This window comes from Microbacterium sp. NPDC089186 (assembly GCF_040685115.1).
Lineage (GTDB): Bacteria > Actinomycetota > Actinomycetes > Actinomycetales > Microbacteriaceae > Microbacterium > Microbacterium galbum.
Genome location: NZ_JBFBHJ010000004.1, coordinates 44,207 through 69,310, shown reverse-complemented (window position 1 = coordinate 69,310; position 25,104 = coordinate 44,207). Strand labels below are relative to the sequence as shown.

Annotated in this window: 30 protein-coding genes; 17 read left to right on the top strand and 13 right to left on the bottom strand. The window is 69.7% G+C overall.

Annotated elements, in window-relative coordinates:
- Positions 1-23: 23 nt before the first annotated feature.
- The 6 genes from AB0N82_RS14170 (at position 24) to AB0N82_RS14145 (ending at position 5,883) form a co-directional block, all read left to right on the top strand.
- Positions 24-1,418, top strand: a complete 1,395-nt coding sequence (locus AB0N82_RS14170; RefSeq protein WP_315992968.1) for a dipeptidase — start codon at positions 24-26, stop codon at positions 1,416-1,418.
- Between the two features lie 72 nt (positions 1,419-1,490).
- Complete coding sequence (gene erpA / locus AB0N82_RS14165; RefSeq protein WP_056227791.1) at positions 1,491-1,856, top strand: iron-sulfur cluster insertion protein ErpA; 366 nt, start codon at positions 1,491-1,493, stop codon at positions 1,854-1,856.
- Positions 1,857-2,022: 166 nt separating this feature from the next.
- Entirely contained in the window at positions 2,023-2,901 is an 879-nt protein-coding gene (coxB, locus tag AB0N82_RS14160) for a cytochrome c oxidase subunit II (protein WP_315992967.1), read from the top strand.
- 2 nt (positions 2,902-2,903) lie between these two features.
- The gene (ctaD, locus tag AB0N82_RS14155) at positions 2,904-4,667 is read left to right on the top strand and encodes a cytochrome c oxidase subunit I (RefSeq protein ID WP_315992966.1); all 1,764 of its coding nucleotides are present in this window, start codon (positions 2,904-2,906) and stop codon (positions 4,665-4,667) included.
- A 3-nt stretch (positions 4,668-4,670) separates the two neighbouring features.
- Positions 4,671-5,087, top strand: coding sequence for a cytochrome c oxidase subunit 4 (locus AB0N82_RS14150; RefSeq protein WP_315992965.1), 417 nt, complete (start codon positions 4,671-4,673; stop codon positions 5,085-5,087).
- Positions 5,088-5,091: 4 nt separating this feature from the next.
- Positions 5,092-5,883, top strand: coding sequence for a protein phosphatase 2C domain-containing protein (locus tag AB0N82_RS14145; RefSeq protein ID WP_315992964.1), 792 nt, complete (start codon positions 5,092-5,094; stop codon positions 5,881-5,883).
- Positions 5,884-5,934: 51 nt separating this feature from the next.
- Here the strand turns inward: AB0N82_RS14145 and AB0N82_RS14140 are convergent, their stop codons facing one another.
- The 6 genes from AB0N82_RS14140 to AB0N82_RS14115 all read right to left on the bottom strand — a co-directional run bounded on the left by AB0N82_RS14140 (position 5,935) and on the right by AB0N82_RS14115 (position 12,203).
- On the bottom strand, positions 5,935-6,903 hold the full coding sequence (locus tag AB0N82_RS14140) for an alpha/beta fold hydrolase (RefSeq protein ID WP_363392395.1): 969 nt from the start codon (positions 6,901-6,903) through the stop codon (positions 5,935-5,937).
- A gap of 195 nt (positions 6,904-7,098) precedes the next feature.
- Entirely contained in the window at positions 7,099-7,506 is a 408-nt protein-coding gene (locus tag AB0N82_RS14135; RefSeq protein ID WP_315992962.1) for a rhodanese-like domain-containing protein, read from the bottom strand.
- 254 nt (positions 7,507-7,760) lie between these two features.
- Positions 7,761-9,605, bottom strand: coding sequence for a cytochrome bc complex cytochrome b subunit (locus tag AB0N82_RS14130; RefSeq protein ID WP_315992961.1), 1,845 nt, complete (start codon positions 9,603-9,605; stop codon positions 7,761-7,763).
- Positions 9,602-10,660, bottom strand: coding sequence for a Rieske 2Fe-2S domain-containing protein (locus AB0N82_RS14125; RefSeq protein ID WP_315992960.1), 1,059 nt, complete (start codon positions 10,658-10,660; stop codon positions 9,602-9,604). The genes AB0N82_RS14130 and AB0N82_RS14125 overlap by 4 nt, the downstream gene beginning before the upstream one ends.
- 44 nt (positions 10,661-10,704) lie before the next feature.
- Positions 10,705-11,517 carry a cytochrome c gene (locus tag AB0N82_RS14120; protein WP_298875568.1) on the bottom strand — a complete coding sequence of 271 codons (813 nt, stop codon included), beginning with the start codon at positions 11,515-11,517 and terminating at the stop codon, positions 10,705-10,707.
- A 14-nt stretch (positions 11,518-11,531) separates the two neighbouring features.
- Positions 11,532-12,203 carry a heme-copper oxidase subunit III gene (locus tag AB0N82_RS14115; protein ID WP_315992959.1) on the bottom strand — a complete coding sequence of 224 codons (672 nt, stop codon included), beginning with the start codon at positions 12,201-12,203 and terminating at the stop codon, positions 11,532-11,534.
- Positions 12,204-12,336: 133 nt separating this feature from the next.
- Here AB0N82_RS14115 and trpD point away from each other — a divergent pair, with 133 nt between their 5' ends.
- Both trpD and AB0N82_RS14105 read left to right on the top strand, forming a co-directional pair.
- Positions 12,337-13,398 (top strand): anthranilate phosphoribosyltransferase, encoded by a 1,062-nt coding sequence (gene trpD, locus AB0N82_RS14110; protein WP_315992958.1) that lies wholly within the window; start codon positions 12,337-12,339, stop codon positions 13,396-13,398.
- A gap of 3 nt (positions 13,399-13,401) precedes the next feature.
- Positions 13,402-14,394, top strand: a complete 993-nt coding sequence (locus AB0N82_RS14105) for a PHP domain-containing protein (protein ID WP_363392391.1) — start codon at positions 13,402-13,404, stop codon at positions 14,392-14,394.
- 1 nt (position 14,395) lies between these two features.
- Here the strand turns inward: AB0N82_RS14105 and AB0N82_RS14100 are convergent, their stop codons facing one another.
- Positions 14,396-15,307 (bottom strand): 5'-3' exonuclease, encoded by a 912-nt coding sequence (locus AB0N82_RS14100; protein WP_363392389.1) that lies wholly within the window; start codon positions 15,305-15,307, stop codon positions 14,396-14,398.
- 94 nt (positions 15,308-15,401) lie between these two features.
- Here AB0N82_RS14100 and AB0N82_RS14095 point away from each other — a divergent pair, with 94 nt between their 5' ends.
- The 4 genes from AB0N82_RS14095 to AB0N82_RS14080 all read left to right on the top strand — a co-directional run bounded on the left by AB0N82_RS14095 (position 15,402) and on the right by AB0N82_RS14080 (position 17,710).
- Positions 15,402-15,800: a YchJ family metal-binding protein gene (locus tag AB0N82_RS14095; RefSeq protein ID WP_315992955.1), complete on the top strand. Its 399-nt coding sequence runs from the start codon at positions 15,402-15,404 to the stop codon at positions 15,798-15,800.
- Positions 15,801-15,886: 86 nt separating this feature from the next.
- Complete coding sequence (locus AB0N82_RS14090) at positions 15,887-16,270, top strand: PPOX class F420-dependent oxidoreductase (RefSeq protein WP_315992954.1); 384 nt, start codon at positions 15,887-15,889, stop codon at positions 16,268-16,270.
- 1 nt (position 16,271) lies between these two features.
- Positions 16,272-16,937 (top strand): SDR family oxidoreductase, encoded by a 666-nt coding sequence (locus tag AB0N82_RS14085; RefSeq protein ID WP_363392386.1) that lies wholly within the window; start codon positions 16,272-16,274, stop codon positions 16,935-16,937.
- Positions 16,934-17,710 carry an isocitrate lyase/phosphoenolpyruvate mutase family protein gene (locus tag AB0N82_RS14080; protein WP_363392384.1) on the top strand — a complete coding sequence of 259 codons (777 nt, stop codon included), beginning with the start codon at positions 16,934-16,936 and terminating at the stop codon, positions 17,708-17,710. The genes AB0N82_RS14085 and AB0N82_RS14080 overlap by 4 nt, the downstream gene beginning before the upstream one ends.
- 87 nt (positions 17,711-17,797) lie before the next feature.
- Here AB0N82_RS14080 and AB0N82_RS14075 read toward each other — a convergent pair whose 3' ends face one another.
- The 3 genes from AB0N82_RS14075 to AB0N82_RS14065 form a co-directional block, all read right to left on the bottom strand.
- Positions 17,798-18,445: an LON peptidase substrate-binding domain-containing protein gene (locus AB0N82_RS14075; RefSeq protein WP_315992951.1), complete on the bottom strand. Its 648-nt coding sequence runs from the start codon at positions 18,443-18,445 to the stop codon at positions 17,798-17,800.
- Positions 18,446-18,535: 90 nt separating this feature from the next.
- Positions 18,536-19,591 (bottom strand): FUSC family protein, encoded by a 1,056-nt coding sequence (locus AB0N82_RS14070; protein ID WP_315992950.1) that lies wholly within the window; start codon positions 19,589-19,591, stop codon positions 18,536-18,538.
- A gap of 3 nt (positions 19,592-19,594) precedes the next feature.
- Positions 19,595-19,963 carry a helix-turn-helix domain-containing protein gene (locus AB0N82_RS14065; RefSeq protein WP_315992949.1) on the bottom strand — a complete coding sequence of 123 codons (369 nt, stop codon included), beginning with the start codon at positions 19,961-19,963 and terminating at the stop codon, positions 19,595-19,597.
- Positions 19,964-20,056: 93 nt separating this feature from the next.
- Between AB0N82_RS14065 and AB0N82_RS14060 the strand changes: the two genes are divergently transcribed.
- Entirely contained in the window at positions 20,057-20,917 is an 861-nt protein-coding gene (locus AB0N82_RS14060; RefSeq protein ID WP_363392381.1) for an SDR family oxidoreductase, read from the top strand.
- 70 nt (positions 20,918-20,987) lie between these two features.
- Here AB0N82_RS14060 and AB0N82_RS14055 read toward each other — a convergent pair whose 3' ends face one another.
- A complete protein-coding gene (locus AB0N82_RS14055; RefSeq protein ID WP_363392379.1) occupies positions 20,988-21,332 on the bottom strand; it encodes a DUF2834 domain-containing protein in 345 nt (114 codons plus the stop codon).
- A gap of 52 nt (positions 21,333-21,384) precedes the next feature.
- Between AB0N82_RS14055 and AB0N82_RS14050 the strand changes: the two genes are divergently transcribed.
- From AB0N82_RS14050 to AB0N82_RS14040, 3 genes are all read left to right on the top strand, one after another.
- On the top strand, positions 21,385-21,726 hold the full coding sequence (locus AB0N82_RS14050) for a TraR/DksA C4-type zinc finger protein (protein ID WP_315992946.1): 342 nt from the start codon (positions 21,385-21,387) through the stop codon (positions 21,724-21,726).
- A gap of 43 nt (positions 21,727-21,769) precedes the next feature.
- On the top strand, positions 21,770-21,985 hold the full coding sequence (locus tag AB0N82_RS14045; RefSeq protein ID WP_315992945.1) for an SCO4848 family membrane protein: 216 nt from the start codon (positions 21,770-21,772) through the stop codon (positions 21,983-21,985).
- A gap of 115 nt (positions 21,986-22,100) precedes the next feature.
- Positions 22,101-23,339 carry an MFS transporter gene (locus tag AB0N82_RS14040; RefSeq protein WP_363392376.1) on the top strand — a complete coding sequence of 413 codons (1,239 nt, stop codon included), beginning with the start codon at positions 22,101-22,103 and terminating at the stop codon, positions 23,337-23,339.
- 19 nt (positions 23,340-23,358) lie between these two features.
- Here AB0N82_RS14040 and yidC read toward each other — a convergent pair whose 3' ends face one another.
- Both yidC and AB0N82_RS14030 read right to left on the bottom strand, forming a co-directional pair.
- Positions 23,359-24,048 (bottom strand): membrane protein insertase YidC, encoded by a 690-nt coding sequence (gene yidC, locus AB0N82_RS14035; protein WP_363392374.1) that lies wholly within the window; start codon positions 24,046-24,048, stop codon positions 23,359-23,361.
- A gap of 187 nt (positions 24,049-24,235) precedes the next feature.
- Positions 24,236-24,514 (bottom strand): DUF6412 domain-containing protein, encoded by a 279-nt coding sequence (locus AB0N82_RS14030; RefSeq protein ID WP_315992942.1) that lies wholly within the window; start codon positions 24,512-24,514, stop codon positions 24,236-24,238.
- Between the two features lie 63 nt (positions 24,515-24,577).
- Here AB0N82_RS14030 and AB0N82_RS14025 point away from each other — a divergent pair, with 63 nt between their 5' ends.
- Positions 24,578-25,099, top strand: coding sequence for an ACT domain-containing protein (locus AB0N82_RS14025; RefSeq protein ID WP_363392372.1), 522 nt, complete (start codon positions 24,578-24,580; stop codon positions 25,097-25,099).
- Positions 25,100-25,104 lie beyond the last annotated feature (5 nt).

Genomic DNA, 25,104 nt, shown 5'->3' with positions numbered 1-25,104 from the left:
TCGGGAGACTTAAGATTACCCGCATGACCCTCGACCTGTCCCGGCAGGAGGCTGTGCAAAAAGCAGCCGATGCCGGAATCCCCTCCGCCCTGGCCGATCTCGGCTCCCTCGTCCGCATCCCGTCGATCGCCTGGCCGGCCTTCGATCAGAGCGCTCTGGTGAAGAGCGCCGAGGCGGTCGCCGCCCTCCTCGAGGGCACCGGAGTCTTCGATTCGGTTGCGGTCACCCGCGCCGCGATCCCCGGTACCGATGAAGTGGGGCAGCCGGCCGTGCTCGCCTCACGCGCCGCCCGCAATGGCCGACCGACGGTTCTGCTCTACGCCCACCACGATGTACAGCCTCCCGGCGACGAGGCGCTGTGGGACTCGCCGCCCTTCGAGCCGACGTTGCGCGACGGGCGCCTGTACGGACGCGGAGCCGCCGACGACAAGGCCGGCATCATGGCGCACGTCGGCGCGATCCGCGCCGTCTCCGACGTGCTCGGCGACGACCTCGACCTCGGCCTCGCCGTGTTCATCGAGGGGGAAGAGGAGTACGGGTCGCGCTCATTCGGCCAGTTCCTCGCCGACAACGCCGAGACCCTGCGCTCCGACGTCATCGTGGTCGCGGACTCGGGGAACTGGGACGAGCGCACGCCCGGCCTGACGGTGTCGCTGCGCGGCAACGCGCGTTTCACCCTGACCGTGCGCACCCTCGCCCACGCCTCCCACTCCGGGATGATGGGCGGCGCGGTCCCCGACGCCATGCTCGCCACCGTGAAGCTGCTCGCCACCCTGTGGGACGACGACGGCGCCGTCGCCGTCGAGGGCCTCGCGACGCGTGACGTCCCGACACCCGACTACGACGAGGCCACCCTGCGCGCCGAGTCCGGCCTGCTGGAGGGCGTCAGCCCCATCGGACGCGACTCGATCCTGAGCCGCATCTGGAACAAGCCGTCGATCACGATCACCGGGTGGGACGCGACCCCCGTCGAGGCGGCCTCGAACACCCTCGCGCCGCAGACGAGTGTGGTCATCAGCGCGCGGGTCGCCCCCGGTCAGGATGCCGAGAAGGCCTTCGCCGCGGTCCAGGCGCACCTCCGCGCTCACGCGCCGTTCGGCGCGCAGCTCGAGTTCAGCGACGTCGACTGCGGCGACTCCTTCCTCGTGGACACCGGGGGATGGGCCGTCGAGGAGGCGCGCGCCGCGTTCGCCGACGGCTACGGCGTCGAGTCGGTCGATGTCGGGATCGGGGGGTCCATCCCCTTCATCTCCGATCTCGTCCGCGAGTTCCCCGCGGCGCAGATCCTCGTCACGGGCGTCGAGGACCCGCACGCGCGCGCGCACAGCCCGAACGAGTCGCTGCACCTCGACACGTTCCGCAACGCACTGGTCTCGGAAGCGCTGCTGCTGGCGCGCCTGAACGAACGGACCGTCTGATCGGGGCCGCGTGGACGGGACGGGCGTAGACTCGTCTCGTCCCCGCGACCGATCAACCCGAAGGGCATCGCCATGACCGACACCACTCTGTCGTCCTCCGCCGAGACCCGCGAGCACGGCGTCGGCCTGACCGCGGCCGCCTCCGACAAGGTGAAGAGCCTGCTGTCGCAGGAGGGTCGCGACGACCTGCGCCTGCGCGTCGCCGTCCAGCCCGGCGGCTGCTCCGGCCTCATCTACCAGCTGTATTTCGACGAGCGCTACCTCGACGGTGACAAGGTCGTCGATTTCGACGGCGTCGAAGTCATCGTCGACGACATGAGCGTGCCGTACCTCGACGGCGCGAACATCGACTTCAAGGACACGATCTCGGAGCAGGGCTTCACGATCGACAACCCCAACGCGCAGGGCTCCTGCGCCTGCGGCGACAGCTTCCACTGAGCTCGGTCGACGTCCTCCGACATCGGCGTCACGGACCCCCGGGGCCACGGATCGCACCGTGGAACCCGGGGGTTTCCGATGTCTCGGCACTGGACGAATGGCCAGAGAACGGTGAGAGGTTGCCGTAGACTGTCAAAGCTTCATCCACGACCCGGAAAGGTGCATTGTGCCCTCCAAACGTCGCCTTCGCTGGGCCGCGCTCCCTCTCGGGATCGCGTCGGTCGCACTCCTCTCGGGCTGCACCACGTCTCAGCTGCACGGATTCCTGCCCGGCTTCGTCGATGACGGCCCGGCCGCGACGAACCACACCGACATGGTCGCCGGCCTGTGGGTCAACTCGTGGATCGTGCTCCTCGCCGTGGGTGTCGTCACCTGGGGTCTGATGCTGTGGTCGGTCATCGCCTACCGCCGTCGTCGCGGTCAGTCGGGACTGCCCGTCCAGCTGCGGTACAACATGCCGATCGAGATCTTCTACACGATCGTCCCGCTCATCCTGGTCGTCGGCTTCTTCGCCTTCACGGCGCGCGACCAGAACACGCTCGAGACGCAGTACGACGACCCCGACGTGTCGATCACGGCCTACGGCAAGCAGTGGGCGTGGGACTTCCAGTACAACGGCGAGAAGGAAGACAACTCCGACGCCGTGTACTCGATGGGTGTCCAGGCGAAGGCCACCTCCGACGGCTACGACCTCGACGACGTGCCGACGCTCTACCTGCCGGTGAACAAGACGGTCAAGATCGACCTCCGCTCGCGCGACGTCATCCACTCGTTCTGGATCATCGACTTCCTCTACAAGAAAGACATGTACATCGGCCGCGACAACGAGTGGTCGTTCACGCCCACCCGTGAAGGCACCTACGAAGGCAAGTGCGCGGAGCTCTGCGGTGAGTACCACTCCGCGATGCTCTTCAACGTCAAGGTCGTCAGCGAGGCCGAGTACACCGACTACCTGGACTCCCTGCGCCGCGCCGGCGACGTGGGCGACATCAGCGACCTGTCGCGTCTGCAGAACCTGACCACCGGCGTCGAAGGGAACGAGTGATCATGGCCACGACGCTTCCGCTCCAGGGGACCGGGCCCTCGCGCCCGACGACTCTCCCGCCGCGTCAAGCCGCACTGCTCAGCACCACGCGTGTGGAGCAGAAGGGCAACCTGGTCGTCAAGTGGATCACCTCCACCGACCACAAGACCATCGGGTACATGTATCTGATCGCCTCGGTGATCTTCTTCATGCTCGGTGGAGTGATGGCGCTCATCATCCGCGCCGAGCTGTTCGAGCCCGGGATGCAGATCATCCCGACCAAAGAGCAGTACAACCAGCTCTTCACCATGCACGGCACGATCATGCTGCTGATGTTCGCGACGCCGCTGTTCGCGGGCTTCGCGAATGCGCTGTTGCCGCTGCAGATCGGCGCCCCCGACGTGGCGTTCCCGCGTCTGAACGCCTTTGCGTTCTGGCTCTTCCTCTTCGGCTCCACCATCGCGGTGTCCGGCTTCCTCACCCCGCAGGGTGCGGCCGGCTTCGGTTGGTTCGCCTATCAGCCCCTCGCGAATGCGAGCTTCTCGCCCGGTGTCGGCGGCAATCTCTGGATGCTCGGCCTCGGCATCAGCGGTTTCGGCACGATCCTCGGAGCGGTCAACTTCATCACGACCGTGCTCACGATGCGTGCTCCGGGCATGACCATGTGGCGCATGCCGATCTTCTCGTGGAACACGCTGATCACGAGCATCCTGATCCTGCTGGCGTTCCCCGTCCTCGCGGCGGCCATCTTCGCGGCGGCTGCCGACCGCGTGCTCGGTGCGCACATCTACAGCCCCGAGAACGGCGGCGTCCTGCTCTGGCAGCACCTGTTCTGGTTCTTCGGTCACCCCGAGGTGTACATCATCGCGCTGCCGTTCTTCGGCATCGTCTCGGAGATCTTCCCGGTCTTCAGCCGCAAGCCGATCTTCGGTTACAAGACGCTCGTGTACGCGACCATCGCGATCGCCGCTCTGTCTGTCGCCGTGTGGGCGCACCACATGTACGTCACCGGCGGTGTGCTGCTGCCATTCTTCGCCCTGATGACGATGCTCATCGCGGTGCCGACGGGCGTGAAGATCTTCAACTGGATCGGAACGCTGTGGCGCGGCTCGGTCACCTTCGAAACGCCGATGGTCTTCGCTCTCGGCTTCCTGGTGTCGTTCGTCTTCGGCGGTCTCACCGGCGTGATCCTCGCCTCGCCGCCGCTGGACTTCCACCTGTCCGACTCGTACTTCGTGGTCGCGCACTTCCACTACGTCGTCTTCGGCACGGTCGTGTTCGCGATGTTCGCCGGCTTCTACTTCTGGTGGCCCAAGTGGACCGGCAAGATGCTCAACGAGCGTCTCGGCATGGTGCACTTCTGGATGCTGTTCGTCGGCTTCCACATGACCTTCCTGATCCAGCACTGGCTGGGTGTCGACGGCATGGCTCGTCGCTACGCGGACTATGCCGCGGCCGACGGATGGACGTGGGAGAACCAGCTGTCGACCGTGGGATCGATGATCCTCGGCGCGTCGATGATCCCGTTCCTGCTCAACGTGTGGATCACGGCTCGCAAGGCGCCGCGTGTGACCGTCGACGACCCCTGGGGCTACGGCGCATCGCTCGAGTGGGCCACGTCGTGCCCGCCGCCGCGACACAACTTCACCTCGATCCCGCGCATCCGCAGCGAGCGTCCCGCCTTCGACTTGAACCACCCCGAGGCCGGCATCCCGGTCGGTGTCGGTCCGGTCAAGGACGCTCCCGATACGCCCGTCGTCGACGCAGCTGCCGGAGAGGTCAAGTAACACATGCGTACCAACGTCAATCTCTGGTGGATCATCGCGGTGTTCTCGTTCGTCATCGCGGCGGTCTACACGGTGTGGAGCCTGCTTCAGCACGGCGGTGTCGAGTGGGTGGGAACGGTCGCCCTGGCGTTCCTCGGGCTCATGTCTTCGATGATCGCCTTCTACATCGGCCGTGTCATGAAGGCGCAGCGCGGTGACCTCCCGGAGGACATCCTCACGGCCGACATCGACGACGGCGACCCCGAGATGGGCGAGTTCAGCCCGTGGTCCTGGTGGCCCATCGTCCTCGCGGCCTCTGCGGCGATCGCCGTGATCGGCCTCGCCGTGGGCAGCTGGCTCGTCCCCGTCGGTTTCGCGGTGTTCGTCGTCGCGATCGTCGGCTGGGTGTACGAGTACTACCGCGGGTACTTCGCGCGCTGATCCTGTGCCCGTCCGTCTGAGAGCGGCTGCCGTCTCCGACGCCGGCGCCCATCGACCCACCAACCAGGACGCCGCCTTCGCGGCGTCCTGGGGGGCGGCTGTCGCCGATGGCGTCGGCGGTGGTCCGTCCGGAGACCTCGCATCCGCCGCCCTCGTCCATCGCCTCGTGGCGACGAGCGGGGGCGGGCTGGATGCCGACGGCCTCCTGGTTCGCATCCGTGAAGCCAATTGGGACATCCGCGCCCACGTCGAACGCGATCCCGCGCTCGAGGGGATGGCAACGACGTTCACCGGCATCTTCCTCAGCGTCAGCGGTGAGTTGCTGCTGGCGCACACCGGTGATTCCCGCGCTTACCTCCTTCGCGACGGAGAGTTCACGCGGGAGACCCGCGACGACTCCTACGTTCAGGCGCTCGTCGACCATGGGATCATCCCTCCCGAGGCTGCCGCGGCGCACCCGCGCCGTAACATCATCACCGCCTCGCTCGGCGGCGCCGAGGGTGATGTCGTATCGGTGGCGGAACGGCCCCCGATCCTCGGCGACCGGTGGGTTCTCTGCAGCGACGGTCTCACGGACTACGTCCCGGAGGCCGATGTCGCCCGTCTCATCGCCGAGGCGCCCGACGCCCGCTCCGCAGCGGCGGCGGCAGTCGCCCTCGCGCTCGAGGCAGGGACGCGCGACAACGTCACGGTGGTGGTGTGCGACGTCGTGGACGACGATGAGACCGACGGCGGGGAACCGATCTTCTTCGGGTCGGCAGCTCGCTGGTTCGCAGAAGACGTGGAAACCGCCTGACCCCTCACGCGGTCGTTGATCGTCTCCTCCGCGGAGGTGGCCTCCTCCGCGTCAGCGCCCGTCTGAGCGCGAGTCCTCGCGCGCGAACGCATCTATGGCATCCTGGGCGATCTGCGCGCTGCGAGGGCCACCGTGGCCGTCTTCCTCCACGATTTCGAGTCGGCTTCCCGGCCAGGACCGGTGCAATCGCCATGCCGTGAGTGCCGGCCCGCTGATATCGCGCCGCCCGTGCACGAGGACCCCGGGGATGCCGGCCAGCTCCCCGATGCGGACGAGCACGGCACGATCACCGGGCAGGAAGCAGTCGCGCGCCCAATAGTGCGTGACGAGTGTGGCGAAGTTCCGTCGTTGATGGGGGTCGTCGTGCAGGAAAGGGCCCGGGCCCGCCAGGGGGCCGAGTGACATGTGGGTCGCCTCCCATTGGTCCCACCGGTCGCCGGCGTCGCGGCGGACCGCGGGGTCGGGATCGCGCAGCAGACGCGCGTACCCCTCGATCGTGCGCTCGTCGGCGCGAAGGGGCTCGCGCAGGCGAGCGTGGGCCTCGGGGAAGACGGGTTGCATCCCGTCGGTGATCCAATCGATCTCCCACCGGCCACCGCTCGTCACCGCGAGGTTGACCACTTCGCTGACGCGCTGAGGATATTCGAGCGCGTAGGCGAGCGCCAGCGTCGACCCCCATGAGACGCCGTGGAGCAGCCAGCGGTCCACGGCGAGGTGCTCGCGCAGGGCTTCGAGATCGTCGAGGAGGTGCGTCATCGTCTGCGTCTCGAGAGTGGCGAGATCGTCCGACGCCCAGGGCGTGCTGCGTCCGCATCCGCGCTGATCCAGTCCGATGATGAGGTGGAGTCGGGGGTCGAAGCGTCGGCGGTACCCACCCTTGCCGAGACCACCGCCGGGACCGCCGTGCAGGTAGAGCGCGGGTCGACCGGTAGGGTTGCCCGACACCTCCCAGTAGAGGCGTGCGCCGTCGGGTCTGTCGAGGTATCCGGACGTGAACGGGTCGAGAGGCGGATGCTGCATCGACGCAGCCTACGGGAGATCCCCTGCGGTCGTGCCGTCGGAGTCATCGTCGCCCCGCGGAGCGCGTGATCGTCAGCGACTCGACGCGCGAGTCGCGAGTAACCGATTTCGCGATCCGCCGGCGACCGTCCCGTCCTTCCGGCGGCCACGTCGGGCGGTCGACAACTGCGTACGGCCGTCAGGAGCGTCCCGGCGTCACGTGCGTACAACCATCACCGTGGGGTCGAAGACGCGCTCGAGCGGTCCGTGGTCGTTCTCGACCGGCTGTCCCTCGCGCACCCAGTACTCGTAGCCACCGATCATCTCGCGGACGCGGTAGCCGAGCTCCGCGAACGCGAGGGCGCCCTTCTGCCCGGCGTTGCATCCCGGGCTCCAGCAATAGACGACGACCTCGACGTCAGGGTCGATCTCCCGGGGCGCTCGCGCGGCGATGTCGCGGTAGGGCATGTGGACGGCTCCGACGATACGACCCTGGGTCCACGCGTCTTCCCCGCGCACGTCGACGAGAACGAAGCGATCCCCGGCTTTCTGCGCGGCGTAGACATCCGAGGGGTCCGTTTCGTGGGCGAGGCGGTGACGGAAATAGTCGAGGGCGTCGGTCATGGCTCCACGGTAGGACCGCGTCCACGCCGTAGGGGAGAGGTTCGGATGCCAGGCGTCGTCGTCTTCCTGCCAGGAGACCGATCGCTCATCCCCGAAGCACCCAGGAACGCGGCGGGGCCGGCCGCATCCGGTGAATCCCCGGGTGGAGCGCCTCTCGATTGTCGCGCGGACGCGAGCCTCCTGCGGAGGGTCGACGGAGCAAAAGACGGAACCCCCGGCGCCGTAGCACCGGGGGTTCCGTCAGGGAGGAGTGGTTACTCGCTCTTGCCGTCGTTCGGACGGTTGCGCTCCTCGAGGCCCTTGGGGGCCGGGATCTCGACCTCGACGCGGCCGCCGACCTCATTGTGAGGGCGACCGTCCTCGTCGGCGCGAGCGTTGGCGCCGGCGATCTCGTCGGCCTCCTCGTGCGCGATGTGGTCGAGCTCGTGGTGCTGGTGAGCCACCGCCGCGTCGATCTCGGTCTGCGTGAGGGGAGCGAGGCGGTCCTCGAAGAACCACCGCGACACCGACGCACGCACGTTCTCGTGCCAGGGGATCTGACCCTTGTCGTTCGGGCGGACCACCAGAGGCTCGTAGGTCTCGTTGTCGACCAGCTTCCAGCGCTCGTACTCGTCGACCGGCTGGTGGACCTCGATGTACTCGCCACCGGGGAGGCGGACGATGCGACCCGACTCGTAGCCGTGCAGCGCGATCTCGCGGTCCTTCTTCTGGAGCGCGATGCAGATGCGCTTGGTGACGAAGTAGGCGAGCACCGGTCCGAGGATCAGCAGTGCCTGGAGGGTGTGGATGACGCCCTCCATCGTGAGGTGGAAGTGCGTCGCGATGATGTCGGACGAGGCAGCCGCCCACATCACGGCGTAGAAGGTGACACCCGCGGCGCCGATCGCCGTGCGCGTCGCGGCGTTGCGCGGGCGCTGGGCGATGTGGTGCTCACGCTTGTCGCCCGTGACCCACGCCTCGATGAAGGGGTAGATCAGGACCAGAACGATGAACAGACCGAGGACGGCCACCGGGAAGATGATGTTCCACGACCAGGTGTGGCCCCAGAGCACGAACTCGAGGTGCGGCGGGACCAGACGCAGGGCACCGTCGGCGAAGCCGATGTACCAGTCGGGCTGGGTACCGGCGGACACGGGAGACGGGTCGTACGGACCGTAGTTCCAGATGGGGTTGATGGTCACGAGGGCGGCGATCAGGACGATGACACCGAACGTGATGAAGAAGAATCCGCCCATCTTGGAGGCGTAGACCGGGAGCATCGGGTAGCCCACGACATTGCTGTTCGTCCGGGCGGGGCCGGCGAACTGCGTGTGCTTGTTGATGATCATCAGCATCAGGTGCACGGCGAGCAGGGCCACGAGGATCGCGGGCAGCAGCAGGATGTGCAGCGTGTACAGGCGTCCGACGATCGCGGTTCCGGGGAACTCGCCGCCGAAGAGCAGGAACGAGGTCCAGGTTCCGATGATCGGCAGACCCTTGATCATGCCGTCGATGATGCGGAGGCCGTTACCCGAGAGCAGGTCGTCGGGGAGCGAGTATCCGGTGAAGCCCTCGGCCATCGCGAGGATGAAGAGGATGAAGCCGACGACCCAGTTGAGCTCGCGGGGCTTGCGGAACGCACCGGTGAAGAAGACGCGCAGCATGTGCACGCCGATACCGGCCACGAACACGAGTGCCGCCCAGTGGTGGATCTGGCGGACCAGGAGACCACCGCGCAGGTCGAACGAGATGTGCAGCGCCGACTCCATCGCGGCCGACATCGCGATGCCGCGCATGGGCTCGTAGGCACCGTTGTAGTGCGTCTCGACCATCGAAGCCTGGAAGAAGAACGTCAGGAACGTACCCGAGAGCAGGACGACGACGAAGCTCCACAGCGCGATCTCGCCGAGCATGAACGACCAGTGGTCGGGGAAGACCTTGCGGCCGAGCTCCTTGACGATGCCCGACATGCTCGTGCGCTCGTCGAGGTAGTTGGCGGCGGCGCCGACGAACTTGCCGCCGAGCGGCTTGCCCTCGCGGCCGGCCGGGGCCTGAGGCGGCCCGGAGTACACGGCCGGTTCGGTCGTGACGTTCTCGGTGGGGTGGGTACCGGTGCTCATGAGCGCTCCCAGAAGCTGGGGCCGACGGGCTCGTGGAAGTCACTCTGAGCGACGAGGTAGCCCTCGGCGTCGACGGTGATGGGGAGCTGCGGCAGGGGACGGGCGGCCGGGCCGAAGATGACGGCCGCACCGTTGGCGACGTCGAACTGCGACTGGTGGCAGGGGCACAGGAGGTGGTGGGTCTGCTGCTCGTACAGCGCCACGGGGCAGCCGACGTGCGTGCAGACCTTGGAGTACGCGATGATGCCGTCGTACGACCAGTCCAGGTTGTTGGTCTCGGGGTTCAGCTGCTCCGGCTGCATGCGCATGAGCAGGACGATGGCCTTGGCCTTCTCTTCGAGGTAGCCCTCGTCGTGGCCGAGGCCGGCGAGCTCCTCGGGGATGACATGGAAAGCGGAGCCGAGGGTGACGTCGGCGGCGCGGATCGGACGACCCGAGGGGTCGTGCGAGAGGCGCATTCCCTCTTTCCACATCGTGTGGCTCAGAGCGGTCACCGGGTCGACGTCCTGCGGAGCCAGACCACGGAACAGCGTGATACCCGGGATGACCGAGGCGGCCAGGGCGGCGAACATCGAGTTGCGGATGATCTCGCGACGGCCGAATCCGGAGTCCTTGTCGGCCTCGGCGAAGACGTTGATCGCACCTTCGCGGACCTGGTCGCGCCCACGCGTGGCGTGACGGTCTTCGATGTACTCCTTGTCGGACATCACCGACTTGCCCCAGTGGATGGTGCCGATGCCGATCGCCAGTAGCGCGAAGGCGATGCCGAGTCCGATGAAGAGATTGTTGTAACGGATGTCGATCAGCGCGCCCGACTCGATCGGGAAGATCATGTAGGCGATGCTCGCCCAGATGCTCGCCGCGACCGAGAAGTAGAACAGCGTGTAGACCGTGCGGACCGCGCGCTTCATCGTCGCCGGGTCCTGGTCCGTCATGCGCTGACGGTGACCGGGAAGGCCGGGGTTCTGTACGGCGTCGGGAACCGCGACGGCGAGCCCCGAGCCGGGCTTCCAGGAAGCCCTCTCGTGCTCGAGTGCGTCGTCCGCGTGTGCCATAGTGCTGTGCTCCTCGTGCGTTTACGTAATGTCGAAGACGACGGTCAGTTGGACTTCGCCGTGATCCACACGGTCAGGGCGATGAGCGCCCCGATACCGAAGATCCAGATGAACAGACCCTCAGAGACCGGACCGAGCGAGCCGAGGGCGTAGCCACCCGGGGAGTCGTTCTTCTGGAGGTACATCAGGTAGGAGATGACGTCGCGCTTGTCTTCGGGGGTGAGGTTGAGGTCGTTGAAGACCGGCATGTTCTGCGGCCCGGTGACCATGGCGGCGTACATGTTGACGGGCGTGACCGTGTGGAGGTCGGGCGCCCACTTGCCTTCGGTCAGCGCGCCACCGGCGCCGGCGACGTTGTGGCACATGGCGCAGTTGATGCGGAACAGTTCGGCACCGTGCGACAGATCGCCCTCGCCGTCGACGAGGTCGGCCGAGGGGTACTCGGGGCCGGGAGCGGCCGACTGCACGTAGGCGGCGATCGCGTTGATCTGCTCCTCGGTGAACTGCGGCGGCTTCACGGGAGCCTGCGGGCCCTGGGCCTGCAGCGGCATGCGACCGGTCGAGACCTGGAAGTGGACCGACAGCTCGCCGACGCCGAACAGGGACGGACCCTGCTGGCTGCCCTGGAGGTCGAGACCGTGACAGGTGGCGCAGTTCGCCTGGAAGAGCTTCTGACCCTCGTCGACCGCGGTCGCCGAGTTCACCTCGCTCTCGGGGACGGTCGACGTCGCGGCCATGGCGGCCGACGCGCCGGCGTAGACGCCTCCGGTCAGGAGGAGGCCGATGCCGATCAGCGCGGCAGCGGCCAGGGGGCTCCGGCGACCGGATGCCCGACGAGTCTTCTTCTCGCGTGCCATGTGGTGCAGCTCTCTTACTTGAGGAAGTAGATGACGAAGAACAGGGCGATCCAGACGACGTCGACGAAGTGCCAGTAGTAGGACACGACGATCGAGGTGGTCATCTCTTTCCGGCCGAAGTTCTTCACGGCGTATGCGCGACCGATCACGAGAAGGAAGGCGATGAGGCCACCCGTCACGTGGAGGGCGTGGAAGCCGGTGGTGAGGTAGAAGGCCGAGGCGTAGGGGTTGGCACTGATGGGCATGCCCTCCGCCACCAGCGTCGCGTACTCCCACACCTGACCCGACACGAAGACCGCGCCGAGGATGAAGGTGAGGTAGAACCACTCCACCATTCCCCACTTGAGGAAGCCCGTGGGCTTGCCCGTGCGGTACGGCTGGTACCGCTCCGCAGCGAACACGCCCATCTGGCACGTGACCGAGGACAGCACGAGGATGATCGTGTTGACGGTCGCGAAGGGGACGTTGAGCAGCTGCGTCTCTTCGGCCCAGAGGGGCGCGGACGTGCTGCGCAGGGTGAAGTAGATCGCGAACAGGCCGGCGAAGAACATGACCTCGCTGCCCAGCCACACGATGGTGCCCACGGCGACCGGGTCGGGCCGCTTCACGGCACGCACAGCCTGGGAATACGTCGCTGAGGTCGTCACCGTTCCATTATGCGCGATCCCGAGGGCCGATATTCCCATCCCCACCCTGGGATATTCCATCGTCGAGACTTAGGGAAGCCTCAGAATCCGCAAGGAATCCCCGGTGCGGAGGCGGTTCCACGGCCGTGGGCCTCCGTGAGGGCGAGCGACACGCGTGTGAAAGGATCATGGCATGGCGGAACGCTTCACTTGGCCCGATCTGCTCTCCTCGTTGCTCGCGGGTACCGACCTCAGCGTGTCGGAGTCCACGTGGGCCATGCGGCAGGTCATGGCCGGAGAGGCGACGCCCTCGCAGCTCGCGGGATTCCTGATGGCGCTGCGGGCGAAGGGCGAGACGGTCGAGGAGATCGTCGGATTCCGTGACGCCATCCTGGAGGCCGCTGTACCGCTGCCGGTACGGGCCGAGGTGCTCGACATCGTCGGTACCGGGGGAGACCGCTACGGCACCGTGAACGTGTCGACGATGGCGGCCGTGGTGGCGGCGGCATCCGGAGTCCCCGTCGTGAAGCACGGGAACCGTGCCGCGAGTTCGGCGTCGGGGTCGAGCGACGTGCTGTCGTCGCTGGGCATCGCCCTGACGCTCGCGCCCGAGAAGGTGGCCGAGACGCTGGAGCGCACGGGCATCACGTTCGCGTTCGCCTCGGCTTTCCACCCCGGCTTCCGTCACGCCGCGGCGACGCGCTCCGAGCTCGGCGTGCCCACGGTCTTCAACTTCCTGGGGCCCCTGTGCAACCCGGCCCGAGCCGAGGCCAATGCCGTGGGCGTCGCGCACCTCGACCGGGTGCCGCTCATCACCGGCGTCTTCCGGACGCGGGGGGCCACCGCCCTCGTCTTCCGCGGCGACGACGGCCTCGACGAACTGACGACCACCGGCCACAGCCGGGTGTGGGAGATCAGCCGCGGCGACGTGCACGAGCACGATCTCGACCCGCGGGATCTCGGCATCCCTCTGGCCGACATCGACGACCTGCTGGGCGGGTCTCCCGATCACAACGCCGAGGTGGTGCGGCGGGTGCTCGGCGGAGAGACCGGACCGGTCCGCGACATCGTGCTGTTGAACGCCGCGGCGGGGCTCGTGTCGTTCCGCCTGTTCCAGGATGCGGCCCAGGTGCAGCGTCCGATCCTCGAGCGCCTCGCCGAGGCGATGGCCGATGCGGCGGCGGCGATCGACGACGGTCGAGCCTCCGCGAAGCTCGACGCCTGGGTGCAGACGTCGAAGGACCTGGCGGAGTAGGGCATGGATCCGCTCGACGCGCTCACCGAGATCGCGTACCTGCTCGAGCGGGAGAGGTCGTCGCGGTACAAGTCGAAGGCGTTCCGCGCGGCGGCCGCCGCGATCGAGGGTCTGTCCGTGGAGCAGCTGCGCGACCCGGCACTGCGGCGGCGCCCGGGCATCGGCGACTCCACGTTCGCCGTCATCCAGCAGGCCCTGGCCGGCGAGGTGCCCGAGCGACTGTCGAAACTGCGCGAGGAGACGGCGGCGGTAGGGGGCGACACGGTGCGCCCGCTGCTGCGCGGCGATCTGCACAGCCACAGCGAGTGGTCGGACGGGCTGACCCCGATCGAGGCGATGGTGGACGCGGCCCGCGGGTTGGGGCACGAGTACCTCGCGCTCACCGACCACTCTCCGCGGCTGACCGTCGCGAACGGTCTGTCGCCGGAGCGCCTGCGGGCGCAGATGGAGATCGTGCGGGGTCACCGTGGTGAGGGGTTCACGCTGCTCACCGGGATCGAGGTCGACATCCTGGACGACGGGAGCCTCGACCAGGAGGACGAGCTGCTGCACGCGCTCGACGTGGTCGTGGCATCCGCTCATTCCAAACTGCGCATGGAGCGTCGGCTCATGACGACGCGTCTGGTGGCGGCGGCGCGGGATCCTCGGGTCGACGTGCTGGGGCACGTGACCGGCAGGCTCGTCGAGGGGGCGCGGGGGACGCGCCCGCCATCGGAGTTCGACGCCGAGGCGGTGTTCGCGGCGTGCGCGGAAACGGGCGTCGCGGTCGAGATCAACTCGCGGCCCGAGCGGCAGGATCCGCCCGACGAGATGCTTTCCCAGGCGATCGCGGCGGGGTGCCTGTTCTCGATCGACTCCGACGCCCATGCTCCCGGCCAGCTGTCGCTGCTCGACTACGGGGCGGCGCGCGCCGAGGCCCTCGGGGTGCCCGTCGAGCGGATCGTGACGACGTGGCCGCTGCCGCGGCTGCGGGAGTGGCTCGAGAGGAAGCGCTGATTCAGCGCGGTAGGGCGGCGAGGGCGCGAGTCATCGACGAGCCCAGGTTCCACTTCTCGGCGAGCGCCGTCGCGGCGTCCTCGTCCACGGGCCCGAGTGCGTCGTCGAAGGGAGCGAGCGGCAGATCGCACGCGACGCGCACGACGGTCGGGGCGACGGCGAGGTAGTCGGCGGCAGCGGCGATCTTCGCGCGCTGCGCGGGGGTGCCCGCGGTTCCGTCCTCGACGGCGGCGCGGATGGCGTCGAGAGAGCCGTGGGCCGCGAGGAGCGAGGCGGCGGACTTCTCGCCGATGCCGGCCACGCCGGGAAGGCCGTCGGAGGGGTCGCCCCGGAGGACCGCGAAGTCGGCGTACTGCGCGGCGTGCACGCCGTACTTGCCGAGCACCGCGGAGTCGTCGACGATCTCGAGGTTGCTCATGCCGCGGGCGGTGTAGATGATGCGGATGCCGCGGGCGTCGTCGATCAGCTGGAAGAGATCGCGATCGCCGGTCACGACGTCGACGGGCGCGTCGGCCCGGGTGGCGAGGGTGCCGATGACGTCGTCGGCCTCGTGCTCGGGAGCGCCGACAACGGGGATGCCGAGCGCGGCCAGCGTTTCCCGGATGAGGGGGATCTGGGCCTCGAGCGGATCGGGGACCTCTTCCACGTCGGGCCCGGACGGCACCGCCTCGACGACGCGGTGCGCCTTGTAGCTCGGGAGCAGGTCGACGCGCCAAGCGGGTCGCCAGTCGTCGTCCCAGCAGGCGACGAGGCGCGTGGGGCGGTAGGTGGTGACGAGCTTGGCGATCATGTCGAGCAGGCCCCGGACGGCGTTGACCGACGAGCCGTCGGCGGCCTTCACCTTGTCGGGCACGCCGTAGAAGGCGCGGAAGTAGAGCGACGCGGTGTCGAGGAGCATGATGCGGTCGGTCACGGTCTCGATCCTGGCACGGGAGGTGCTCGGGGGCGATCGGCGCGGGAAGGCTCGACGGCGGGGAGGGAACGGGGACGAGACCTAGAGTGGCGGGATGTCTTTCGGGTCGGCATCCACTCGTCCACAGGCGCAAGCGCCGTGTCCGTGCGGGGGCGGGGTGTTCGGCGACTGCTGTGCGCCGATCCTCGACGGTGCCCCCGCCCCGAGCGCGGAGCGGCTCATGCGCTCGCGCTACTCCGCCTTCGCGCTCGGCGACGAGGCGCACCTCGCCCGGTCGTGGCATCCCCGTACCCGTCCGGATCACATCGACGTCGACGACGGCACGGTGTGGACCGGACTGATCATCGAGGACGCGGCGGAGGACGGGGATGCCGCGGTGGTGGCCTTCCGCGCGCGCTGGCGGCAGGCCGGCCGGGACGGAGAGCTGGTCGAGCGGAGCCGCTTCGTGCGGCGGGGCGGGCGGTGGGTGTACGTCGACGGCGACGTGGCGTGACGGCGTCACGCGGGGCGTCAACCCCGCGTGGGCGTGTCGGTGCTGCTGAATAGGGTCGATTCCGGATCCTCGGCGAAAGGACACGCATGATCCCCGACGCGCAACGCGACCTGCTCGAGAACCCGAACTACGGCAGTCTCGGCACCGTCCGTCCGGACGGGACGGTGCAGGTGAACCCGATGTGGTTCGCCTACGACGGTGAACACCTGCTGTTCACGCACACCGTGACGCGCCAGAAGTACCGCAACCTGCAGCGCAATCCGTCGATGAGCCTCATGGTCTTCGACCCCGAGCGCCCGTACCGCTACATCGAGGTGCGCGGTCGCCTCATCGAGGTGGAGCCCGACCCCGAGGGCGCGTTCTACGTCTTCCTCGGCATGCGCTACGGCAACGCGCAGCAGGAGGCGCCGCCCGATCGCGCCGACCGCGTGATCTTGAAAATGTCGATCGACAACGTAGGAGGACAGTGACATGGAACGCATCGTGATCATCGGAGGGCACGGGAAGGTGGCCCTGCACCTGGCACGGCTGCTCGCCGACCGCGGCGACGAGGCCACCTCCGTCATCCGCAATCCCGACCAGGCCGGCGACATCGAACAGGCGGGCGGGACGCCCCTCGTGCTCGACGTGGAGAACGCCGACACCGACGAGATGGCCGCAGCCTTCGAGGGCGCCGACGCGATCGTGTGGTCCGCCGGGGCCGGCGGCGGCAGCGCCGAGCGCACCTACGCCGTCGATCGCGACGCCGCGCAGCGCGCGGTCGACGCCGCAGCGAAGGCGGGCGTGCGACGCTTCGTGATGGTGTCGTGGATCGGTTCGACGCCCGATCACGGGATCGACCCCGACGACTCGTTCTACGCCTACGCCGACGCGAAGCTCGCGGCCGACGACCACCTGCGGGCGAGCGAGCTGGACTGGACCATCCTCGGCCCGGGCACGCTCACCCTCGACCCGCCGACGGGACGCATCACCACCGCACCGCAGGGCAAGGGCGAGGTCTCGCGCGCCGACGTCGCGGCCGTGGCCGCCGCCGTGCTCGTGCAGCCGGCGACCATCGGGCGCTTCATCCGCTTCGGCGCCGGGGACACGCTCATCGCCGAGGCCATCGTCGCCGAGCACGCAGGGAGCGACGCATGACCGCCGTCGCCGACCGCGCGCAGACCCTCGTCGGGCTGCACGCCGCCCCCGAGATCCTCCGCGTCGTCAACGTCTGGGACGTCGTGTCGGCGCGGGCCGTCGCGGCGCTTCCCGAGACGAAGGCACTCGCGACAGCGGGTCATTCGATCGCCGCGACCTTCGGCTACGAGGACGGCGAGAACATCCCCGTCGAGCTCATGCTCGACATGGTCGGACGCATCGTCGCCGCCGTCGACGTGCCCGTCAGCGCGGACCTCGACGCCGGCTTCGGCGATCCGGGCGAGACGACGCGCCGGGCGATCGGCGTCGGCGTCGTGGGCGCCAACGTCGAGGACCGGGTGAAGCCGCTCGCCGAGGCCATCGCCGCCGTCGAAGCGGTGATCGCCGCCGGTGAGGCGGAGGGCGTCCCCTTCGCGCTCAACGCCCGCACCGACGTGTTTCTGAAGGGTGCGGATCGGCCGCTCGACGACAAGATCGCGGATGCCGTCGAGCGCGGCCGCGCGTTCCTCGCGGCGGGTGCCACCTCGGTATTCGTGCCCGGGAAGCTCGATGCCGACACGACCCGGCGCCTGGTCGAGGGTCTCGGGGAGCGGAAGCTGAGCGTCATCGGCGTCCCGGGCAACCTCACGGCCGCCGAGTACGAGGCGCTGGGGGTCTCCCGCATCTCGTACGGCCCGCAGACCCAACGCGTCGCGCTGACGGCGCTTCAGGATCTCGCGATCGACCTCTACGCCGACGGCGTCATTCCGTCGACGGTCCGCGAACTGAACTGACCGCCGCACCGGAGTCCGGGATGCCGCGTCGGCGGTGTTCCGGACTCCGTCGCGTCGTGGTCGGCATCCGCGGGGCGACCGCCGATGTCAGACCTCGTCGTCGTCCTCGTCGACGACGATGACCCCGTCGGGCACCGGGTCGTTCAGCAGCGGCTCGGCCGCGAGGGTGAGGTCGATGGTCGCCCGGAGCAGCCCGCCCAGGGTCTCGGAGCGCAGGAGCTCCATCTGGTCGAGTTCACCCAGCGGCGCGATCGCGGCGACCTGCCAGGCGCGGGGGAGCGGCTCCTCCGACAGCTCGACCTCGGGATCCCAGCGCGTGCCACCGTACTGCTGGGCGCGGCCGAGCACGCGCCGCACGATGCGCTCGGCCTCCTCGAGCAGCGGCATCAGTGCGTCGTTCCACTCGAGGTCGGGGAGGGCGCGGACGTCGGCGCGCGGATAGGGCGCGTCGTCGAGCCACTCGACGATCTCGAAGCGCTCGGTCCCGCGCGCCACGATCTGCATCTGCCCCGCCTGCGGGACGACGTGACTGAGCTGCGCCATGGTGCCGAGGGCGAAACGCTGGTCGCCGCCGCCGGTCTCGGAGCCGCGCTCGATGAGCACCACGCCGAAGGCGGGGTCGGTCTCGTCGAGCAGGCGCCCCAGCATGACGAGATAGCGCTCCTCGAAGATCCGCAGCGCGAGGGGCGTGTGCGGGAAGAGGACGGCTCCGAGGGGGAACATCGCGGTACCCATGGCCCCAGTCAACCAGCGCCGGGGGACGACGGGGTCGCGACGGCGCCGATCCTCAGGGGGCTGGCGGAGAGGACAGGGATGCCGTCCGGCTCAGTCCTCGGTCTCACGGAGCGTCTCGTGGACGCGGTGCAGATCCATCAGGAGCGATCCCGTGAGCACCCAGTGCAGGGTCGAGGGCGTCTGGATCTGCAGGGGGCGGGTGAGCGCGGGCTCGGTGTCGACCGCCCGCTCGGGCCCCGCGTCGAGGGCGAACGCCAACCGCACGTCGTGCGCGGCCCGGTGCAACTGCTCCGCGATCGCGCGCACCGCCGGCTCGTCGACGATGGAGCTCTCGTAACCGTCGTAGACGGCACGCGTCATGCCGACGGTCTGCGTCACCACCGGGGTGAAGCGATCCAGCAGCGCACCCATCTGCGCGAGCTCAGCGCGGTGCCGGTTGCTGCGGGGGTTCAAGGCCAGCGAGTCGGCTCCCTCGCGGATCGCATCGGCGGCGGCATCCCGGACGGGGCGCAGCAACCGCGCCTCGAGCAGGAGCCCCTCGAGGGATGCCGGGGTCTGCGGCCTCTCGAGGGCGTCGGCGAGGCGCTCGAGGGCCGCGGCCAGCTCGCGTCCGAGGACGTCGACCTTCTCGCGGGCCGCGGGCACGAGCACGGGCGGGACGAGGACGGTGTTGACGACGATGCCGATGGCAGCGCCGATGAGGGTCTCGAGGACGCGGTCGAGGGCGTAGTTCGGGGTCGCGGTGCCGAGGGCGAGCACGAGGAGGGCGCTGATCGCGATCTGGTTCGTCGCGCCCGGCGAGATCCGGGCGGCCCAGGCGACGGCCAGCGCCACCCCCGCCGAGAGGAGCGCCACCCACGGCTGCGACCCGAAGGCGAGGCCGAGGAGGGCGGCGATGAGGACGCCGACGATGACGCCGACGCTGCGTTCGACGGCGCGGGTGAACGACTGGTTGATGCTCGGCTGGACGACGAGGAGCGCCGCGATCGCGGCGAAGATCGGGGGCGGACCCTGCACGAGCCAGCCCGCCAGGAGCCACGCCGCCACGATGGCGAGCGCGGACTTCGCCACCTGGAGCAGGGGGACACGCCGCGGCGCGCGGACGGTGAGACTGCCGCGCACCGTGCGCAGGTCGGGGATGCGCACGGGTCAGTCCTTCCGCGCCACGATGTCGTCGGCGTTGTCGGCGACCCACTCCATGAGGGGGATCACGCGCGTCATGAGATCGCGTCCGCGCGGTGTGAGGGCGTACTCGACGCGGGGCGGGACCTCGGGGTAGGCCGTGCGTTGCACGAGTCCGTCGCCCTCGAGCGTCTTGAGGGTGCTGGCCAGCATCTTCTCGCTGATCCCGGAGATGTTGCGGCGGAGGACGCCCCAGCGCTGCGTGCCGTCGGACAGCGCCAGCAGCACGAGGATGCCCCACTTGCCCATCACGTGATCGAGCACGGTGCGGGTGGGGCAGCCGTCGGTGAAGATCTCGGGGTTGCGGCCGCGCAGATCGGCAAGACTGACGCTCATGTGAGTACCTAACCAGAAAGTGGGTACCTGCATTCCGGAATGCGGGCGGGCGGCCGCCGTTGCACGAGGCGTACCGATCGAAAGGACACTCCCATGACTCTCCTCGTCACCGCCGCCTCCGGACACCTCGGCCGTCTCGTCGTCGACGCTCTCCTCGAGCGCGGCGTCGCGGCATCCGACATCGTCGCCGGCGTCCGCACGCCCGCGAAGGTGGACGACCTCGCCGCGCGCGGGGTCGGCGTCGTCGAGCTCGACTACTCCCGCCCCGGGACCCTCGCCGCAGCCTTCGCGGGCGTCGACCGCGTGCTGCTGATCTCCGGGACCGACGCCGACCGCGTGACCGGGCACCGCAATGTCATCGACGCGGCGCGCGCGGCCGGCGTGGAGCGCCTCGTCTACACCAGCGCCCCGCGCGTCGACCAGGTCGACTACGCGCTCGGCGCCGATCACAAGGCCACCGAGGAGGCGATCGCCGCGTCGGGCCTGTCGGCGACCGTCCTGCGTCACAACTGGTACACCGAGAACTACCTGGATGCCGTGGCCCGCGCGGCCGACACCGGCGAGATCGTCGCGGCCGTCGGGGATGCGCGTGTCGCCAGCGCGAGCCGTCGCGACTATGCGGCGGCGGCGGCGATCGCCCTGACCACCGACGAGCTCGCCGGACGCACCCTCGAGGTCGGCGGAGATGTGGCGTGGACCTACGACGACCTCGCCGCGGCCGCGGGCGAGGTGCTCGGCCGTCCGGTGACGTACACGGCGGTGACGCTCGAGAAGCTGGAGGCCGGCCTGCAGGCGGCGGGCCTGGATGCCGGGACGGCGGCGTTCGTCGCGGGGATCGACGACGCCATCGCGCGCGGTGCGCTCTCGCAGACCGACGGCACGCTGTCGGAGCTGATCGGTCGCCCGACAACCCCGCTGGCCGACGGACTCCGCGAGGGCCTCGCCGCCCGCTGACCCCTCGTCCCTCGCATGAGTCGCCGGGATTCGTCGCTTCTGCGCCTGTGGAGCGACGATCCTCGGCGACTCACGCGTTCTCGAGGGCGGTCAGGCGGCGCTGGCGCATGGCCAGGAAGAGCGGGAACGTGAAGGCGAACGCGGTCACGCCGGAGAGCACGATGTACAGCCACGCGAAGCGCATGCCGAGCCGCCGCGCCTCGACGATCACGAAAACGCTCCCGGCGATCGCCACGACGAGCAGGTCGATCGTGATCGACGACACCGCGGGTCCGCTCGTGACGAGATCCCCGATGAAGTCGCGCATCTGCACGATGGCGAAGGCGTTGAAGGTCCAGGTGCCGACCAGGCCGGCGACGGACAGGACGAGGAACGCGACCGCGGTCGGCGACCAGTGGCGTCGGATTTCGCTCATGCCGCGATCCTGCCCCAGCGCCGGTGTCGGCGGAGGGGGCTAGCGTCGAGGCATGGATGCCGACACCGCACGGCGCGTGCTGGAGGAACGGGAGCGGGAGATCGCTCACCGCCTCTCCCGCCTGCACGACGACGAGGAGAGTCTTCGTCACGACCGCGCCGACGCAACAGCCGACGACGAGCACGACCCCGAGGGATCGACGCTGTCGGGGGAGTGGGCCCAGGTCGACGCGCTGCGTCGCGGAGCCGAGGCCGAACGCGCCGAGATCCGCGCTGCGCGCGAGCGCGTGGCATCCGGGACCTTCGGGGTATGCGAGCGGTGCGGCCGGCCCATCGCGGACGCCCGCCTGGAGGCGCGGCCGTTCGCGCGGCGGTGCATCGACTGCGCGCGGTAGTCGCGCGGCGCGACGGGCGGACGGGGGCGCCTAGGCTCGACGTGTGGAACCCCTGCTGATCGTGCTGCTGTTCGCCAACGCCGTCTTCAACGCCGTCGTCTGGCCGCGCTTCTACCCGCGCATCGCGAAGGACCCCCGGGCGCGGGATGCCGCGGGCAAGCCGACGGCGTTCCTCATCGTGCACACCGTGCTCATCGCGGTCGCCCTCGTGCTCGCCCTCGCGTCCGTGCTCGCCGCCATCGCCGCGATCGTGAGCTGACCGGGCCCCGGTCGAGGCCTTTCGGTAGACTGGTCGCGCGGGTTCGCCCGCCGCACCTCGTGCATCTACCTACCGGACCGGCAAGGCGGCACTGCCCCACGCCCCGGAGATCCTCATGCACCACCCCGCCCCCGTCGTCGACCGACCGTTGATCCACCACACCGGATTCTGGTACTTTCCGGTCGCGTTCGTCGCTCGTCTGCCGTTCGCGATGATGACCGTCGGCGTTCTCGCCATCGTCGTCGCCCTGCGCGGCTCCGTGGCGCTCGGCGGGCTCACCTCCGCCGCCGTCGGCCTCGGCGTCGTCGTCGCGGGCCCCGTGCTCGGCGACCTCGCCGACCGTCACGGCCAGCGGCGCGTGCTCGTCCCGGTGGGGGTGGCCAACGGCATCCTGCTCGCGCTCTTCCCGCTCGTGGTGGCATCGGCCCCCGGTGAGGCGCTGCTGCTCATCGTCGCGACGGCGATCGGTCTCACCGGCCCGCAGACCGCCGCGATGTCGCGGAGCCGCGTGATGGCCCTCATCGGCGACCGGGTGCGCCCCGAGCGCCGTGAGCGCACCTTCTCGCGTGCGATGGCGTACGAGTCGGCCGCAGACGAGACCGCCTTCGTCATCGGCCCCTTCGTCGTCGGCGTCCTCGCCGCGCTCGTCGCCCCCTGGGCGCCCATCATCGGCGCCGCGGTGCTGAGCTTCGTCTTCGTCACCGCGTTCGCGCTGCACCCGACCGGACGGGCCGTACCCGAACGGTCGGAGCGCGAGGAGATGGCGCCCTTCCGTGACGTGCTGCACCCCCGCATGCTCGTGCTGATCGCGGCCGTCTTCGGCGTCGGACTGTTCTTCGGTTCGACGCTGACCTCGCTGACCGCGTTCATGGAGGCCCAGGGCGCACCCGAGGCGGGGGCGCTGCTCTACGGCGTGATGGGCGTCGGCTCGGCCGTCCTGGCCCTGGCCGTCGCGGCCCTGCCCGCGCGCTTCGCGCTGCGCTGGCGCCTGGTGCTGTTCGCGGCTATCCTCACCGCGTCCGCGGGGGCGTACACGGTCGGCGGATCCGTGATCACCGTCACGATCGTGCTGTGCCTCATGGGCATCGGCGTCGGGCCCTCGCTCGTGACGCTGTTCAGCCTCGCCGGTCACCGCGCCCCGCGCGGACGAACCGCCTCGACCATGACCCTGCTCGCCTCCGCGCTGACCCTCGCCCAAGCGGTGTCGTCGGCGGTGACCGGCGCGATCGCCGAGGATGTCTCGGTGGCCACGGCGATGCTTCTTCCCGCGGGCGCGGCGCTGCTCGTGCTCGCCATGGCGGCGGTCAATGCGTCGTCTGCGCCGCGGTGGGACGCCGCCCCGCTCACCGTGTGAGCCCGCGTCCGCCCGGACCTCACGCCGGGAGCGGGTAGCGACGGCGCAGGATCAGCCTCTGCGCGAGCGTCCACACGGTGGTCACCGCGAGATAGAGGCCGGCGGCCAGAGGCACGAACACCGCCACGACGGCCGTGGTGAACTGCAGCGCGCCGACCATCGCGCCCGTCCAGGCCGGCGCGGAGGGGTCGACCGCAGACCGGAGCAGGCGTCGGGTGAGCTCGGCGACCCCGGCGATCACGACGACGATCCCGCCGATCACGGCGGCGGTGGCGGCATCCACCGTTCCCGTCGAGAGGGCGGAGACCAGGCTGCGTCCGAGGGGGACACCCCAGAGGTCGTGCGCGAGGAGGAGGTTCGCGTGTCCGCCGACGACGGGATGCAAGAACACCGCGTACAGCAGCCCCACCACCGGAGCCTGCGCGAGCAGGGGCAGGCAGCCGCCGAAGGGGGAGGCGCCTTCGTCGCGGTAGAGCTGCATCGTCTCGCTCTGCAGACGTTCCGGGTTCTTCCGCCACCGCTCCTGCAGGGCGCGCAGCTGCGGGGCGAGGCGCGCGCGTGTCTGCTCGGCACGCGCCTGCGACACGCCCACGGGGATGAGGAGCATCCGCACGATCACGGTCACGGCGACGACCGCGAGGGCGGCGGCGGCGCCCGGCACGAGCGGGTCGAAGACGGCGGCGAGCGCGAGCAGAGCGCGGGTGGTCATGTCGAGGAGGAAAGCGAGGGGAGGAAGGGCGAAGAGGTCCACGGGGCGTCCAATCGGTGCGTCGATCACGGCGGGGATCGGTCGCGGGGCGCGGTCGACGGCAGGAGCCGGGCGGGCGCGGGCGACCGGCGTCGCAGTTCGCAGAGAACGCCGGAGAATGCCGCGGGACGCGGCAAGGCGGTCGGGATCAGGCGACGCGGATCGTGCGGCCCGGCGCGCGCGGGCGCGGGTGGCCGGCGGCATCGGGATCGCTCTGGGCGATCGGTGCCGAGGGATCGGCGGGCCGGGGACTCGGCGGCGCCGTGGCGGCCAGGAGCGCCGGGAGGACGACGAGCACGATCACGGCGGTGACGACGACCGCCGCGGCCAGGACGACCGCCAGCAGCGGTGTCCCCCCTCCGGGTGTCACGGCCAGCTCGGCGGAGGCGAGCACGAGGTTGAGCACGGCGATCATCGATGCGATCACACGCTCACCCCCGGGAGTCTCGTGGTCCCACGGTAGCAGCGGGCCGCTCGCTACGCTGTCGCCATGACCACCCTCGTCCTCACCATCGTCGGCGACGATCGCGCCGGGCTCGTGTCCTCCGTCGCCGACATCGTCAACGCCCACGGCGGCAACTGGGAGAACAGCGAGCTCGCCGAGCTGGCGGGAGCTTTCGCCGGCATCGTCGAGGTCTCGATCGCCGCCGACGGCGCCGCCGCCCTGCGCGCCGCACTCGAGGGGCTGGCCGGAACGCTCGCCGTCACGGTGCACGCCGGAGCTGCTGCCGCCGCCGCTGCCGCTGCCGCGCGCACGGTGACGTTCGACGTGGTCGGAAACGACCGCCCCGGTATCGTGCGCGAGCTGTCGACCGCACTCAGCGCGCAGGGCGCGAGTATCGAACGCATGTCGACGCAGACGACGGATGCCGCGATGGCCGGCGGACGACTGTTCGAGGCCTCGATCACGGCGACGCTCGCTGCGACCGTCGTCGTCGACGACCTGGTGGCGGAGTTGGAGAGGTTGGCGACGGAGATCCAGGTCGACGTCACCCTGTCCGACGAAGCCTGACCTCT